Source organism: Kitasatospora fiedleri (assembly GCF_948472415.1).
GTDB lineage: Bacteria > Actinomycetota > Actinomycetes > Streptomycetales > Streptomycetaceae > Kitasatospora > Kitasatospora fiedleri.
The window spans coordinates 2,508,085-2,523,094 of record NZ_OX419519.1; the positions used below are offsets into that span (position 1 = coordinate 2,508,085).

The following is a 15,010-nucleotide window of genomic DNA, read 5'->3' on the forward strand; positions in this document are numbered from 1 at the left end:
TGTGCGAAACCACCCGATCAGCAGGAGGACCCACGGTGACCACCGCAGGCCCGTCGCCGCGCGCGCGATCGACTCGGCAGCGCACCGCCGTCTCGGCGGTCCTGGACGAGATTGAGGACTTCCGCAGCGCGCAGGAACTGCACGACATGCTCAAGCACCGGGGCGACTCGGTGGGTCTGACCACCGTCTACCGCACGCTGCAGTCCCTGGCCGAGGCCGGTGAGGTGGACGTGCTGCGCACCGCCGAGGGCGAAGCGGTCTACCGGCGGTGCAGCAGCGGGCACCACCACCACCTGGTGTGCCGGCACTGCGGGGCGACCGTCGAGGTCGAGGGCCCCGCGGTCGAACGCTGGGCCAACGCGGTCGCCGCCGAACACGGGTTCAGCGACATCGCGCACACCCTGGAGATCTTCGGCACCTGCGGCGACTGCGCCGCCAAGCAGCAGCAGCAGGAGGAGTAGGCACCACCGCGGTCCGGCGGCGGACGCCGCCGCCCGGCCCGGGCAACGGGTGAGGGCCCGGATCGGAACAGTCCGATCCGGGCCCTCGCCCGTACTCCCCGCACCCCCGCGTCTCCTGCGGTTCCCCCGTCCGTCTCCCGCAGCCGGTCAGCGCTGCGGCGGGACCTCGGCGCCGACCTCGTTGGGGAGGGCGCCGCCGAAGCGGCGGTCGCGGCGGGCGTACTGCTCGCAGGCGCGCCACAGGTCGCGGCGGTCGAAGTCCGGCCAGAGCACGTCCTGGAAGACCAGCTCCGCGTAGGCGGACTGCCAGGCGAGGAAGTTGGAGGTGCGCTGCTCGCCGCTGGGGCGCAGGAACAGGTCGACGTCCGGCATGTCCGGGTAGTAGAGGTACTTGGCGAACAGCTTCTCGTTGACCTTCTCCGGGTTGAGCTTCCCGGCGGCGACGTCGCGGGCGATGGCCAGCGCGGCGTCGGCGATCTCGGCCCGGCCGCCGTAGTTGACGCAGAAGTACAGCGTCATGGCGTCGTTGTTCTTGGTCTGCTCCTGGGCGACCTGGAGCTCCTGGACCACGCTCTTCCACATCTTCGGCATCCGGCCGACCCAGCGGATCCGGATGCCCATGGCGTCCATCTCGTCGCGACGGCGGCGGATCACGTCCCGGTTGAAGTTCATCAGGAACTTCACCTCCTCCGGGGAGCGCTTCCAGTTCTCGGTGGAGAACGCGTACAGCGAGAGGTTCTTGACGCCGATCTCCAGGCAGCCGCGCAGCACGTCGAGGACGACGCCCTCACCGACCCGGTGTCCCTCGGTCCGGGGCAGGCCGCGCTCCTTGGCCCAGCGGCCGTTGCCGTCCATGACCACCGCGACGTGTTCGGGAACCAGCTCGCCGGGGATCTTCGGCGGCCTGGCGCCGCTCGGGTGCGGGGCCGGAGTCTCGTACGTCCGCTTGCTGCCGAACAGCCGTCGCGCGACCATGCTCACTTCTCCACGTATCTCATCGAGCGGATGCCCCGCTCCAGGTGCCACTGCAGGTAGGCGGCCACCAGCCCGCTGCCCTCGCGCCAGTACCGCGGCTCGCAGCCGTCGGCGGTCTGCCAGTCTCCGGAGAGCAGCGCGCCGAGCAGTACCAGTGTCTCAGGGGAGGGTACGGCACTTCCGGGCACCCGGCAGTCGCCGCACAGCACGCCACCGGCCTGGAGGGAGAAGAAGCGGTTGGGGCCGGGCAGCCCGCAGCGGGCGCAGTCGGTGAAACTCGCCCCGTAGCCGTTGACGGCGAGCGAGCGCAGCAGGAAGGCGTCCAGCACCAGGTGCGACTGGTGGGTGCCGGCCGCCAGCGTGCGAAGGGCGCCGACCAGCAGCAGGTACTGCTGGACGGCGGGCTGGCCCTCGTTCTCGGCGAAGCGCTCGGCGGTCTCCAGCATCGCGGTGCCGGCGGTGTAGCGGGCGTAGTCGTCGACGATCCGGGCGCCGTAGGGGGCGATGGTCTCCACCTGGGTGCACAACGGCAGGGTGCGGCCGACCAGTTCGCTGCCGCGGCTGAAGAACTGGATGTCGACGTGTGAGAACGGTTCGAGGCGGGCGCCGAACTTCGACTTGGTCCGGCGCACTCCGCGGGCCACCGCCCGGACCTGGCCGTGCTGGCGGGTCAGGAAGGTGATGATCCGGTCGGCCTCGCCGAGCTTCTGGGTGCGCAGCACGATGCCGTCGTCGCGGAAGAGACTCATGGTGGAACCCATTGTCCCGCACCCCGCCGACAGCCCGGCCCCGAAAGCCCGGGCCCCGGGCCCCGACGGCCCGGGCCCCGGCGGCCCGCCGGGGACGGGCCCGAGGGCGGCGCAGCCGTGAACCCGCACCGGGGTTGTGGGGCTTTCGCCCGTGCGGTGCGGGACACGGCGGGCCCGGGAGGGGGGTGTACGGGCCCGGCTCATGGATGGGGCGGAGAGAAGAAGTCGCGGGAAGGGGGTCAGTGCGGGGTGCGGGTGGCCGCCTCCAGCAGCCGGTCCACCTGCGGGGCGGTGAGGCGCAGGCAGCGGCCGACCACGGCGAGCGCGGCCCGCTCCTGCGGGAGGTAGCGGCCGTCGGCGAGGGCGATCACGGCGCCGAGGGTGAGCAGGCGCTCGCGGCCCTGGACGGCCAGGTGCGGGGCGAGCGGTTCGAGCGCGGCGTGCAGTTCGACGGCGAGTCCGCCGCCCTCGACGTCCACGTCCAGCGGGTCGCCGCCGCCGTGCCCGGAGAGCGCGGCGAGCGCGGCCAGCACCTGGGCCTCGCCGCAGTCGTCGAACCCGGCTTCCTTGATCACCGCGCAGGCGGCCTCCCGCCCACCGCGCCCGGCGGTGCCGCCGGCGGCGAGCGCGGCCAGCGCGACGGTGTACTGGGCGTCGCGGAGCATCGCGCCGAGCCGGACCGAGGTCAACTGCTCCAGGGCGTCGACCCCGTAGCGGCCGCGGCAGGAGGTGCACTGGACGCTGCGGGCCACGCCGCCGAGCGGCAGCACCGGCGTCCCGAGCAACCGCAGCCACCGCCGGCCGTGTTGCCGGCGGTAGTTGCGGTCTCCGCCGCAGCCCGGGCAGAAGAATTCACCGAGGACATCCGTCCGCCACCGAGGGCGAACACCCCACAACCCTGTCACGGCGCCACTCCCCAGACATGGCAGGCGGCCTGCACATCAGTGGGCAGGTCACGCGACCGGACGCCGGAGTCGTCCCACCGACCCCGGTTCCGGTCCGACGATGTTGCCACGGTTACCGGCTCGTGTCAGCACCCTGAACGGGTGCCGAGGGGAAAATTTGTGACCGGGGACACATGTGATCGACGACACGGCCCGAGCACCCGCGGGGCGGGCCGGACGCTTCCTGACGATTGGTCAACTACCGCGAGGGAAAGGCCGGATGGGCCGCCGGAGGAGGACGGGCGGGCCGGAAACCCCCGAGGGGCCCGCCGGTGGCGGGCCCCTCGGTGCGGGCGCGGGCGCCGGAGCGGCGGGCGCCCGGACGGCGTCAGTCGCGCTGGGCCGACCGGTTGACGGCGCTGATCAGGGCCTTCAGCGAGGCCAGCACGGTGTTGGAGTCGATGCCCACGCCCCACAGCACCTTGTCGCCGACGGCGCACTCGACGTACGCGGCGGCCTGGGCGTCGCCGCCCTCGCTCAGCGCGTGCTCGGCGTAGTCCAGGACGCGGACGTCCACGCCGATCGAGGCCAGCGCGTTGACGAACGCGGAGACCGGGCCGTTGCCGCTGCCGGTCAGGGTGACCGGGGTGCCGTCGACGACGGCCTCGGTGCTCAGCGCGTCGCGGCCGTCCTCGGTGGTCAGGCTGCGGGAGCCGCTCAGCGAGATCCGGCCCCACGGGTTGGCCGGGGTCGGCAGGTACTCGTCCTGGAAGACCGCCCAGATGTCGGCGGGGGTGACCTCGCCGCCCTCGGCGTCGGTCTTGGCCTGGATGATCTTCGAGAACTCGATCTGCATCCGGCGCGGCAGGTCCAACTTGTGGTCGTTCTTCAGCACGTAGGCGATGCCGCCCTTGCCGGACTGCGAGTTGACCCGGATGACCGCTTCGTAGCTGCGGCCGACGTCCTTCGGGTCGATCGGCAGGTAGGGCACGCCCCAGGTGTACTCGGAGACCGGGACGCCGGCGGCGGCCGCGTCGGCCTCCAGGGCGTCGAAGCCCTTCTTGATCGCGTCCTGGTGCGAGCCGGAGAAGGAGGTGAAGACCAGGTCGCCCGCGTAGGGGTGGCGCTCGGCCACCGGCATCTGGTTGCAGTACTCGGCGGTGCGGCGGATCTCGTCGATGTCGGAGAAGTCGATCATCGGGTCGACGCCCTGGGAGAACAGGTTCATCCCGACGTTGACCAGGTCCAGGTTGCCGGTGCGCTCGCCCTGCCCGAACAGGCAGCCCTCGACGCGGTCGGCGCCGGCCATCACGGCCAGCTCGGCGGAGGCGACGCCGGTGCCCCGGTCGTTGTGCGGGTGGGTGGACAGGCAGACGAACTCGCGGCGCGACAGGTTCCGCGACATCCACTCGATCTTGTCGGCGTAGACGTTCGGGGTGGAGCGCTCGACGGTGGTCGGCAGGTTCAGGATGATCTCGCGGCCCTCGCCGGGCTGCCAGACGTCCATCACCGCCTCGCAGACCTCCAGCGCGTAGTCCAGCTCGGTGTCGATGAAGATCTCCGGCGAGTACTCGTAGCCGAAGACGGTCTCGTCGCCCAGGACCTTCTCGGCGTACTCCATCACCAGGCGGGTGCCGTCCACCGCGATGGCCTTGATCTCTTCCTTGCCGGCCCGGAACACCACCCGGCGGAACAGCGGCGAGGTCGCGTTGTACAGGTGGACGGTGGCCCGCGGGGCGCCCTTCAGCGACTCGACGGTGCGCTCGATCAGGTCCTCGCGGGCCTGGGTCAGCACCGAGATGGTGACGTCCTCCGGGATCGCGCCCTCTTCGATCAGCGAGCGGACGAAGTTGAAGTCGGTGGCGCCGGACGACGGGAAACCGACCTCGATCTCCTTGTAGCCCATCTTCACCAGCAGGTCGAACATCTTGCGCTTGCGGACCGGCGACATCGGGTCGATCAGCGCCTGGTTGCCGTCCCGCAGGTCGGTGGAGAGCCAGCGCGGGGCCCGGGTGATGACCTTGGACGGCCAGGTGCGGTCCGGCAGGTCGACGGTGCCGAAGGGTACGTACCGCTGGAAGGGCATCCCCGAGGGCTTCTGCTGCACGGTGGTGGCGGTGATCGGGGTCGGACGGTCGACGAACGCGCGGGCGACGGAGGACTGTTCGGTCATGGGTGAGGCTCTCGGCTTCCCTTGTCGAAGGCGGTCTGCGGTCGGGGGCAGGAACACCCGACTCGGCCGACTGAATGCGCCGCGAAGATCACGCTGGACGCAACACGACTCCCCGCGGCGAGGGGGCCGGCCTTCACTGGACTACAGGCCCTCGCCGCGGCAGCTAAGAAGGAGCAGCCGGATGCGCATGATGCCGCCACTGTAACAAGAGCGGACGGGCCGACGCAGTGAGCCCCGCCACGATCCCACCCACTGAGACGGCCCCGGAGAGCCTCCCGACGGCCCCGGCGGCACCCGCCACCCCGCTGGCAGGCGGGCCGGGCTCCGGCCCGGAGCCGGGCCGCGCAGACCTGCGGAGAGCCGGGAAGGACCCGCGAGGAGTTGGTGAAAAGCCTCGGCAAATTCCTCCGGTGCGTAGCACACTGACAACCATGCGTATCCAGGTCACCCGCACCGGCGGGTTCGCCGGTCTGCTCCGGTATGCCGAGATGGACACCACGGAGCGCCCGGACGCCCCGCACGTGCACGCCCTGGCCCGCGAGGCGGTGGCCGGCGGGCTGCGCGCGCCCGCGTACGGCGTGCCCGACGGCTTCCACTACGAGATCACCGTCGACGGCCGCACCGTCCACTGCGCCGACCCGAAACTCACCGACTCCCAGCGCGAACTGGTGAGCCTGGTGCTCCGCGAAGGCGCCTGACGGTTCGTCAACCAGCACCCGGAGAAGGGGAGTTCAGATCCACCCGTCCAACGAGGCGAGGAAGCCCGCCGGGTCGTCGCGGTGGATGCTGTGCCCGGCGCCCGGCACGGTGCGCACCTCGAAGCCGCGGCGGCGCAGCTCGGCGGCCTCCTCGTCCGACACCAGCCCGCTGGGGTCGGCGAGCTGGACGAGCGAGGGGACGGCCGGGGCGTCCGGCAGCGCGGACAGCTCGGGGTGCGCCCACAGGCCGAGCGCGGTGTCGGTGTCCCAGAGCGCGAGCGCGGCGAGCTCGGCGTCCACGTCCTCGACCGGCCAGCCGGGGTGCATGCTGGTGATGAACTGCCTGGTCCCGAAGCGCTTGAAGCCGACGAACGGCTCCGGACCGAGCCCAGGGCGGTCGTAGACGAACGCGGGGTCGCTGTAGACCGCCCGGGCGGGCTTCAGCCGCTCGACGGCCCGCCAGAGCGCCAGCGCGCCCATCGAGTGGCCGATCGCCACGTCCGCCCCGGCGGGTAGGGTGTCGACCAGGTCATCGGCGAACTGCTCGGGCCCGTACCGCTCGCGCGGGCTCTCCCCGGTGCCGCGCGGGGAGACGCCGTGGCCGCGCAGGTCGACGGCGATCACCCGGTAGCCGCGCGCGGCGAGTTCGGGGCCGATCAGCCGCCAGGTCCGGTGGTCGGCCTGGATGCCGTGGATCAGCAGGGCGGTGCGTTCTCCCCCGCCCCACTCGTGGGTGTGCAGTTCCATCCCGACCGGCCCCTCCCCTTACGACGCTCCGTCAGAAGCCGAGCTTACGCAGCTGCTTGGGGTCGCGCTGCCAGTCCTTGGCCACCTTGACGTGCAGGTCCAGGTAGACCGGGGTGCCCAGGAGCGCCTCGATCTGCTTGCGGGCGGTGGTGCCGACGTGCTTGAGCCGGGAGCCCTTGGCGCCGATCACGATGGCCTTCTGGCTCTGCCGCTCGATGTACACGTTGGCGTGGATGTCCAGCAGCGGGCGGTCGGCGGGCCGGCCCTCGCGCGGGATCATCTCCTCGACCACAACGGCCAGCGAGTGCGGCAGCTCGTCGCGGACGCCCTCCAGCGCGGCCTCCCGGATCAGCTCGGCGACCATGGTCTGCTCGGGCTCGTCGGTGAGGTCGCCGTCCGGGTACAGCGGCACGCCCTCGGGCAGCAGCTTGGTCAGCAGCTCGCCCACCAGCTCGACCTGCTGGTCGCCGACGGCGGAGACCGGGATGATCTCGGCCCACTCGATGCCGAGCTCGGCGCCCAGCTGGTGGACGGCGATCAGCTGCTCGGCGAGCCGCTTGGAGTCGACCAGGTCGGTCTTGGTGACGATCGCGACCTTCGGCGTCTTGCGGATCTCGGCGAGCTCCTTGGCGATGAACTTGTCGCCGGGGCCGAGCTTCTGGTCGGCGGGCACGCAGAAGCCGATCACGTCGACCTCCGCCCAGGTGGTGCGGACCAGGTCGTTGAGTCGCTCGCCGAGCAGGGTGCGGGGCTTGTGCAGCCCGGGCGTGTCCACCAGGACGAGCTGGGAGTCGGGGCGGTGCACGATGCCGCGCACGGTGTGCCGGGTGGTCTGCGGACGGTCGGAGGTGATCGCGACCTTCGTCCCGACCAGGGCGTTGGTCAGGGTCGACTTGCCCGCGTTGGGACGGCCGACAAAACACGCGAACCCGGAGCGGTACGGGGAGGAAGGGGCATTCATGACACCCATTGTCGCCGATCCCCGGAGCCGACCCGGTCATCGGGCGTTCAGTCGGCCTTCTTGCCACCGGTGATCGCGCCGACCAGGACGAAGGCCAGCAGGGTCAGGGTGCCGGCCAGCCACCACGGGGACCCGGTCTCGTGCCAGCGCCCGAAACCCATGACGCAGAGCAGCAGTCCGCAGAAGAACGCCGCGACGCCCATGTCCCGTCCCCTCCCTCGCCGGGACGAGATCCCAGCCGGTGCGATTATCGCACCCAGCGGGAGTCGCAGGGAGGGCCGACGGTGCCCCGGACACCCCTGCCCGGGGCACTTCCCGCCCGCGGGCTCACTCGGCCGCCGCGGCCACCTTCAGCGCCCCGTCCGGCCCGGCCAGCAGCACCGGCGTCCCGGCCCCGCCCAGGTCCCGCACCGCGGCCAGGTCGCCCGCGGCCGGCGCGTCCGCCTCGGACACCACCGCGGCCGCCTCCAGGCCCTTCGCCCCGCTGGCCACCGCCATCGCCACCGCGGTCTGCAGCGCGCTCAGCTTCAGCGACTCCAGCGCCACCGTGCCGGCCACGTACGTCCGCCCGGTCTCGTCCCGGACCGCCGCCCCCTCGGCCACGCCGTTGCGGGCCCGGGCCGAGCGGGCCAGCGTGATGATCTTCTTGTCCTCGGGGTCCAGCTCGGAAATCTCGGTCATGGCCCGAGCATAGGCCGTGCCGGACCGACCGACCGGCGCCGCTCAGCCCTTGAGCAGTGCCCCTTCCCCGGCCGGTACGAACGCCGCGAGGGCCGCGTCGATCCGGCCCAGCACCGCGGCGTCCAGGGCCAGCTCCGCCGCGGCCTGGTTCTCCCGGATGTGCGCGGGGGTGCGGCTGCCCGGGATCGGCACCACGTGGTCGTCCTGGTGCAGCAGCCAGGCCAGCGCCAGCTGGCCGGGGGTGACGCCGAGTTCCGCGGCGATCGCGCGCAGCGGGGCGTACCGGTCGTTGTTCGCGGCCAGGTTCTCGGCGGAGAACCTGGCGTGGTTGCGCCGGAAGTCGTCCTCGGCGACCTGCCGCACGGTGCCGGTCAGGAAGCCGCCGCCGAGCGGGCTCCAGGCCACCACGCCGACGCCCAGCTCGCGGGCGGCGGCCAGCAGTTCCGGGTCGATCGGCTGCCACATCGACCACTGGGTCTGCACCGCCGCGACGGGGTGCACCGCGTGCGCGGCCCGCAGCTGCGCGGCCGTCACGTTGGAGACGCCCAGGTGCCGTACCAGCCCGTCGGCGATCAGCTCGGCGACCGCGCCGACGGTGTCCTCGAACGGCACCTGCGGGTCCGGGAAGTGCGGGTAGTACAGGTCGATCACCTCGGTGCCGAGGTTGCGCAGCGACTGCTCCGCGTAGCCGCGCACGTGCGCGGGCTCGCAGTTGACCGCCAGCTCGCCGAACGCGAAGTGCACCGGGAAGCGGTGCGGCTCGGCGCCCGCCGGCACCCGGAAGCCGAACTTGGTGGCCAGCAGCACCTCGTCCCGGCGCCCCCGCACGGCCCGGCCGACCAGCTGTTCGTTGTGCCCGTCGGCGCCGTAGCCGTCCGCGGTGTCGATCAGCCGGGCCCCGGCGTCGATCGCGGCCCGCAGCGCGTCCTGCCCGCGCCGCTCGTCGGTCTCGCCGTACACGCCGGGCGAGAGCACCATCGCCCCGAACCCGATCGGCGGGCCGGCCAGCGCTCCCAGTGTGCGTTCCGTCATCACGGTTCCCCCTCCGGACGGACTGCGGCCCGACGGACCTGACGGTCCGTCGGGCCTTGGCGGTCCCACTCTACGACGGGGCGGTCAGTGCCCGGTCGGTTTCGGCGGGCCCGGGCGGAGCACCTTCACCAGCGCGGGCGGGCCGTCCGGGAGGGCGTCGTCGTCGGAGTGGCGCTCCTTCCAGTACGGGTTGTCCTGCGGCAGGTGGCTGCCGACCCGGCCGTACATGCCGAAGGTCAGGACCACGAAGCCGAACACGAAGCTGAAGATGACGTTGGAGATGTGGAAGGCGAGCCGGTTGGCGCTGGAGTCCAGCACCGTCAGGCCGACGAAGCCGGCCAGCACGAACAGCACGCCCACGATCATGTTGATGTTCGAGGCGGTGTTGCCGCCGATCACCGCGCCCAGGATCAGGATGCCGCCGGCCACCAGCGACAGCACGCTCAGCGCCCCGTTGCTGGACAGGCCGATCACCTCCTTGCCCGAGGTGTTCAGGAAGCCCGGGTGGGCCCCGGTCAGTCCGAGGATGCCGAACACGATCAGGAACAGTCCGCAGAGGCCCGCGCCGTAGCGGTAGACCCTGCCGAGCCGGTGGTCGACCGGGAGTTCGTCGTGCAGTCTCATCGGGTCCTCCCCGCGTGGTCGGAGTGGTCGGAGCGGAGGAACGGCACTTCGTGGAGGTAGAGCGACCCGCACTGCTGGCAGCAGTGCAGCCCGGTGCCCCAGGCCTCCTCCGGCCTGCTCTCGGCGTCCGAGGCGATCTCGGCGCCGCACATGCCGTGCGAGGGGTCGGCGGCACGGACCACGTGCCACCTGGCCACCCCGCCGGCCGGCCCGCTCGGGCCGTACTCCGCGCGCAGTAGATGTGCCATGCCTTCCACGGTGCGCACACCCCGGGCGGCACCGCAAACGGGCCCCGGGACGAACCGTCCCAACCGGTCGCACCGATGGGGACGGCCCGTCCAAGGGCCTGTCCGGGAGCCTGGGTGCCGCGTCAGGCAACCTTCGCCCCGTCGCGGCGCTAGGAGGCGGCCTCCTCGGCCCGCTCCTCGCTCTCCTCGGCGACCCGCACCGGGGTGGCCACCACGGTGCCGATCCGGTTGCGGCGCCCGGCCGAGCTCTCCGCGGTCAGGCCGATCGCGGCCAGCCCGCTGCCCTCCGGCACCGGCACCTCGCACGAGGAGCCCGGGATCGGCACCCGGCCCAGGCACTTGGCCAGCAGCCCGCCGACGGTCTCCACGTCCTCGTCGTCCAGCTCGATGCCGAACAGCTCGCCGAGGTCCTCCACGGTGAGCCGGGCGGTGATCCGGTACGAGCCGTCGCCGAGGTCCTCGACCGGGGCGATCTCCCGGTCGTACTCGTCGGTGATCTCGCCGACGATCTCCTCCAGGATGTCCTCGATGGTGACCAGCCCGGCGGTGCCGCCGTACTCGTCGATCACGATCGCCACGTGCGAGCGCATCTGCTGCATCTCGCGCAGCAGGTCGGCGGCCGGCTTGGAGTCGGGGACGAAGACCGCCGGGCGCATCACCGAGTCGACCTGCTCGGACTCGGCGTCCCGGTTGATGTGGGTGCGGCGCACCAGGTCCTTGAGGTAGACGATGCCGACCACGTCGTCCTCGTTGTCGCCGACCACCGGAATCCGCGAGAAGCCGGAGCGCAGCGCCAGGGTCAGGGTCTGCCGGACGGTCTTGTGCCGCTCGATCATCACCAGGTCGGTGCGCGGCACCATCACCTCGCGCACGATGGTGTCGCCCAGCTCGAAGACCGAGTGCACCATCCGGCGCTCCTCGTCCTCGATCAGGTCGTCCTTCTCGGCCAGGTCGACCAGGGCCCGCAGCTCGGCCTCGGAGGCGAACGGGCCCTCCTTGTAGCCCTTGCCGGGGGTCAGCGCGTTGCCCAGCAGGATCAGCAGCCGCGGGATCGGCCCGAGGATCCTGGCCAGCGGCAGCAGCACCCAGGAGGCCGCGGTGACGGTGCTCAGCGGGTGCTGGCGGCCGATCGTGCGCGGGGAGACCCCGACCGCCACGAAGGACACCAGCACCATCACGCCGAACGCCACCAGCACGGCCTGCCAGGTCTGCTGGAAGCCGCGCACGCAGACCACGGTGACCAGCACCGCGGCGGCCATCTCGCAGGCCACCCGGATCAGCGTCGCCAGGTTCAGGTAGCGGATGCTGTCCGAGGCCAGGGTCAGCAGCCGGCCGGAGCCGCGCCGCCCGGAGCGGACCGCCTCCTCGGCGCGGAACCGGGAGATCCGGGAGATCCCCGCCTCGGCGCACGCGGCCAGCCAGCCGAGCACCACCAGCAGCAGGGCCCCGATCAGGAAGCTCGTACTCTCACCACTCACAGCGGGCCGGCCCTCAGTGGACGGTCGGCGCGGGCGACAGGCCGGACAGGCCGCGGCCGGCCCGCCAGTCGTCCAGGATGCGCTTCTGCAGCGCGAACATCTCGCGCTCCTCGTCGGGCTCCTCGTGGTCGTAGCCGAGCACGTGCAGCACCCCGTGGACGGTGAGCAGCTGCAGCTCCTCGTCCATCGAGTGCTTGGTGGGGGCGGCCAGGCCCTGCTCCTTCGCCACCTCGGGGCAGAGCACGATGTCGCCGAGCAGGCCCTCCGGCAGGTCCTCGCCCTCCTTGCCCGGACGCAGCTCGTCCATCGGGAAGGACATCACGTCGGTCGGTCCTGGCAGGTCCATCCACTGGACGTGCAGCTCCGCCATCGACTCGCTGTCGTAGAGGATCACGGAGAGCTCGGACTGCGGATGGATCCGCATCTGGTCGAGGGCGTAGCGGGCGACGTCGAGGATGGACTCCTCGTCGACGTCCCACCCGGACTCGTTGGCGATGTCGATCGACATGGAGGGCTCAGTACTCAGCTTTCGGTGCGATGGGACTGGCGGGGTGCCCGGGCACCCCGCCGCGGGGCGGGTTTGCGGTCGCCGGACTCCTCGGCCTCCTGCCGGGCGTCCCAGCGTTCGTACGCATCCACGATGCGGCCGACCAGCTTGTGCCGCACCACGTCGGTGCTGGTCAGCACCGAGAAGTGGATGTCGGGCACGTCGGCGAGGATCTCCTGGACGACCTTGAGGCCGGAGCGGGTGCCGCCCGGCAGGTCGATCTGGCTGGTGTCGCCGGTCACGACCACCCGGGAGTTGAAGCCCAGGCGGGTCAGGAACATCTTCATCTGCTCGGGCGAGGTGTTCTGCGCCTCGTCGAGGATGATGAAGGCGTCGTTCAGGGTGCGTCCGCGCATGTACGCCAGCGGGGCCACCTCGATGGTGCCGGCCGCCATCAGCCGGGGGATCGAGTCCGGGTCCATCATGTCGTGCAGCGCGTCGTACAGCGGGCGCAGGTACGGGTCGATCTTCTCGTAGAGGGTGCCGGGCAGGAAGCCCAGCCGCTCCCCCGCCTCGACGGCCGGCCGGGTCAGGATGATCCGGTTGACCTCCTTGGCCTGCAGCGCCTGGACGGCCTTGGCCATCGCCAGGTAGGTCTTGCCGGTGCCGGCCGGGCCGAGGCCGAAGACGATGGTGTGCTTGTCGATCGCCTCGACGTAGCGCTGCTGGTTGACCGTCTTGGGGCGGATGGTGCGGCCCCGGTTGGACAGGATGTTCGCCGTGAACACCTCGGACGGGGCCGGGCTGGCCGGGTCCTCGGCGGCACTCCTGAGCATGGTGATGGAGCGCTCCACGGCGTCCTCCGTCAGGGGTTGGCCGGTGCGCAGCACCAGCATCATCTCGGTGAAGAGCTGCTTGACGAGCGCGACCTCGGCGGGCGAGCCGGTGGCCGTCACCTCGTTTCCGCGGACGTGGATGTCGGCACCCGGGAAGCCCTGCTCGATCACCCGCAGGAGCGAGTCGGCGGCACCCAGCAGGGTGACCATCGGGTGCTTCTCCGGAATGACGATCCGGGTGCTGGTGGACGCCTCGTCGGGGCGCCGCTGTCCGTCGGTTCGGGTCTGCGGTGTGTCAGTCATGGGTCGGCGCTGCGGCCTGCCTCATCCCAATCCGTCGTGTCGTGTGGCTCGGGCTCTCCGGGTCACCAGGGTACGCCGCGCGGGTGTTCGCCGGAGCGGCGCGGCGGCTTCGATGGTGGGGTCTTTCGCCCCGATGTGCGAACGGTTTTCCGCGCCTCGGGGGCCGGGGGCGGCCGACCGCGGTCGGCCGGGGCCGGGCGGCGGCCGACGGTCGACGGCGCGGCGGTCAACGGCGCGGCGGGACGGGGACCCGGGCCAGGTCCTCGGCGACCACGATCTCGCCGTCGAAGTGCCGGGCGGCCTCGGCGAGGTGCCCGGCCAGGTCGGGGTAGCGCTGCGAGAAGTGGGTGAGCACCAGTCGCCGCACCCCGGCCGCGGCGGCCACCCGGGCGGCCTGGGCGGCGGTCAGGTGGCCGTGCTCCTCGGCGAGCGCGGCGTCCTGGTCGAGGAAGGTCGACTCGATCACCAACAGGTCGGCGCCCTCGGCGAGTTCGGCCACGCCGTCGCAGAGCCGGGTGTCCATCACGAACGCGAACCGCTGTCCGGGCCGGACCTCGCCGACCTGCTCCACGGTCACCGTCCGCCCGTCCACCTCGACCCGGCCCTCGCGCTGGAGCACGCCCACCGCGGGGCCCCGCAGGCCGAGTTCGCGCAGCCGCTCGGGCCGCAGCCGGAGGCCGTCCGGCTCGGTCAGCCGGTAGCCGAACGACTCCACGGGGTGCGAGAGCCGCACCGCCTCCAGCGCGAACGGCGCGCCCGGCGCGGGGAGCGGGCCTGAGCCGGCGATCGGGTGCTCGCGGATCTCGGCCGTCGGGTGGTAGGCGCTGGCGTGCCGCAGCCGCTCGAAGAACACCTGCCCGGACGCCGGGTAGTACGCGTCCACCGGGTGCGGCACCCGGTCCAGGTTGATCCGCTGCACCACCCCGGGCAGGCCCAGGCAGTGGTCGCCGTGGAAGTGCGAGACCGCGATCCGGGTGATCCCGGTGGCGCTCGCCCCGGCCAGCAGCATCTGCCGCTGGGTGCCCTCCCCCGGGTCGAACAGCAGCCCCTCGCCGTCCCACCGCAGCAGGTACCCGTTGTGGTTGCGGTGCCGGGTCGGCACCTGGCTGGCGGTGCCCAGGACGACGAGCTCACGCTGCGACAACGCTCAGACCAGTCCCTCGGTGAGCGGCTTCCCGCCCAGCACGTGCACGTGCGCGTGGAAGACCGTCTGCCCGGCCTCCGCACCGGTGTTGAAGATCAGCCGGTACGACTCCAGGCCCTCGCCGCGCGCCGCCTCGCCCGCCTCGGTGAGCAGCTCGGCCGCGATCAGCGGCTCGGCGGCGGCGAGTTCGGCCGCGTTCGAGTGGTGCACCCGCGGGATCACCAGCAGGTGCGTGGGCGCCTGCGGGCTGATGTCCCGGAACGTCAGCGTCCGTTCGGTCCTGCGCACCACGGTCGCCGGGATGTCCCCCGACGCGATCTTGCAGAACACACAGCCCGCCTGCGGTTCGCCGGCCATCTCCCGCGCTCCTCACCTGGATTCGTCACTGGTGCCACGACCTTACAGCGGTCGGCGCACCACGATCCGGTAGGTCCGGTGTTCGCGGTGGTCCTCGTCGAAGTCCCCGCAGGAGCTCCGGCAGTCGTCGACCGTCAGCTCGGTGCCGGAAGGGCGTCCCGGGGGACCGGCC

18 protein-coding genes are annotated in these 15,010 nt (G+C 72.1%); 2 read left to right on the forward strand and 16 right to left on the reverse strand.

Going from position 1 to position 15,010, the window contains the following annotated elements:
- Positions 1-35: 35 nt before the first annotated feature.
- Positions 36-461 (forward strand): Fur family transcriptional regulator, encoded by a 426-nt coding sequence (locus QMQ26_RS11715; protein ID WP_282205671.1) that lies wholly within the window; start codon positions 36-38, stop codon positions 459-461.
- Between the two features lie 147 nt (positions 462-608).
- Here the strand turns inward: QMQ26_RS11715 and QMQ26_RS11720 are convergent, their stop codons facing one another.
- The 4 genes from QMQ26_RS11720 to leuA form a co-directional block, all read right to left on the reverse strand.
- Positions 609-1,436 carry an isoprenyl transferase gene (locus tag QMQ26_RS11720; protein ID WP_100836085.1) on the reverse strand — a complete coding sequence of 276 codons (828 nt, stop codon included), beginning with the start codon at positions 1,434-1,436 and terminating at the stop codon, positions 609-611.
- A gap of 2 nt (positions 1,437-1,438) precedes the next feature.
- The gene (recO, locus tag QMQ26_RS11725) at positions 1,439-2,185 is read right to left on the reverse strand and encodes a DNA repair protein RecO (protein WP_033250275.1); all 747 of its coding nucleotides are present in this window, start codon (positions 2,183-2,185) and stop codon (positions 1,439-1,441) included.
- A 239-nt stretch (positions 2,186-2,424) separates the two neighbouring features.
- Entirely contained in the window at positions 2,425-2,970 is a 546-nt protein-coding gene (locus QMQ26_RS11730; RefSeq protein ID WP_318552233.1) for a TerB family tellurite resistance protein, read from the reverse strand.
- Positions 2,971-3,457: 487 nt separating this feature from the next.
- Entirely contained in the window at positions 3,458-5,242 is a 1,785-nt protein-coding gene (leuA, locus tag QMQ26_RS11735) for a 2-isopropylmalate synthase (protein ID WP_282205673.1), read from the reverse strand.
- Between the two features lie 431 nt (positions 5,243-5,673).
- On the opposite strand from leuA, the gene QMQ26_RS11740 reads away from it, so the two are divergent.
- Entirely contained in the window at positions 5,674-5,940 is a 267-nt protein-coding gene (locus tag QMQ26_RS11740; RefSeq protein WP_030458622.1) for a protealysin inhibitor emfourin, read from the forward strand.
- 33 nt (positions 5,941-5,973) lie between these two features.
- Here QMQ26_RS11740 and QMQ26_RS11745 read toward each other — a convergent pair whose 3' ends face one another.
- The 12 genes from QMQ26_RS11745 to QMQ26_RS11800 all read right to left on the reverse strand — a co-directional run bounded on the left by QMQ26_RS11745 (position 5,974) and on the right by QMQ26_RS11800 (position 14,838).
- Positions 5,974-6,687: an alpha/beta fold hydrolase gene (locus QMQ26_RS11745; RefSeq protein ID WP_282205674.1), complete on the reverse strand. Its 714-nt coding sequence runs from the start codon at positions 6,685-6,687 to the stop codon at positions 5,974-5,976.
- A gap of 31 nt (positions 6,688-6,718) precedes the next feature.
- The gene (gene era, locus QMQ26_RS11750) at positions 6,719-7,648 is read right to left on the reverse strand and encodes a GTPase Era (RefSeq protein WP_111553483.1); all 930 of its coding nucleotides are present in this window, start codon (positions 7,646-7,648) and stop codon (positions 6,719-6,721) included.
- A 47-nt stretch (positions 7,649-7,695) separates the two neighbouring features.
- Positions 7,696-7,851 (reverse strand): hypothetical protein, encoded by a 156-nt coding sequence (locus QMQ26_RS11755; RefSeq protein ID WP_159073065.1) that lies wholly within the window; start codon positions 7,849-7,851, stop codon positions 7,696-7,698.
- A 124-nt stretch (positions 7,852-7,975) separates the two neighbouring features.
- Positions 7,976-8,329 (reverse strand): cytidine/deoxycytidylate deaminase family protein, encoded by a 354-nt coding sequence (locus tag QMQ26_RS11760; protein WP_100836089.1) that lies wholly within the window; start codon positions 8,327-8,329, stop codon positions 7,976-7,978.
- A 42-nt stretch (positions 8,330-8,371) separates the two neighbouring features.
- Positions 8,372-9,361, reverse strand: a complete 990-nt coding sequence (locus QMQ26_RS11765; RefSeq protein WP_282205675.1) for an aldo/keto reductase — start codon at positions 9,359-9,361, stop codon at positions 8,372-8,374.
- Between the two features lie 84 nt (positions 9,362-9,445).
- The gene (locus tag QMQ26_RS11770; protein WP_100836091.1) at positions 9,446-9,985 is read right to left on the reverse strand and encodes a DUF4383 domain-containing protein; all 540 of its coding nucleotides are present in this window, start codon (positions 9,983-9,985) and stop codon (positions 9,446-9,448) included.
- A complete protein-coding gene (locus tag QMQ26_RS11775; protein WP_100836092.1) occupies positions 9,982-10,233 on the reverse strand; it encodes a hypothetical protein in 252 nt (83 codons plus the stop codon). Before QMQ26_RS11775 ends, QMQ26_RS11770 begins: the two co-directional genes overlap by 4 nt.
- A gap of 149 nt (positions 10,234-10,382) precedes the next feature.
- Positions 10,383-11,711, reverse strand: a complete 1,329-nt coding sequence (locus QMQ26_RS11780; protein ID WP_199846973.1) for a hemolysin family protein — start codon at positions 11,709-11,711, stop codon at positions 10,383-10,385.
- 13 nt (positions 11,712-11,724) lie between these two features.
- The gene (gene ybeY, locus QMQ26_RS11785; protein WP_100836093.1) at positions 11,725-12,219 is read right to left on the reverse strand and encodes an rRNA maturation RNase YbeY; all 495 of its coding nucleotides are present in this window, start codon (positions 12,217-12,219) and stop codon (positions 11,725-11,727) included.
- Positions 12,220-12,233: 14 nt separating this feature from the next.
- Entirely contained in the window at positions 12,234-13,337 is a 1,104-nt protein-coding gene (locus tag QMQ26_RS11790) for a PhoH family protein (RefSeq protein ID WP_404814114.1), read from the reverse strand.
- Between the two features lie 226 nt (positions 13,338-13,563).
- Positions 13,564-14,481 carry a ribonuclease Z gene (locus QMQ26_RS11795; protein ID WP_282205676.1) on the reverse strand — a complete coding sequence of 306 codons (918 nt, stop codon included), beginning with the start codon at positions 14,479-14,481 and terminating at the stop codon, positions 13,564-13,566.
- A 3-nt stretch (positions 14,482-14,484) separates the two neighbouring features.
- Positions 14,485-14,838, reverse strand: a complete 354-nt coding sequence (locus QMQ26_RS11800; RefSeq protein ID WP_100836096.1) for an HIT domain-containing protein — start codon at positions 14,836-14,838, stop codon at positions 14,485-14,487.
- Between the last annotated feature and the right edge of the window lie 172 nt (positions 14,839-15,010).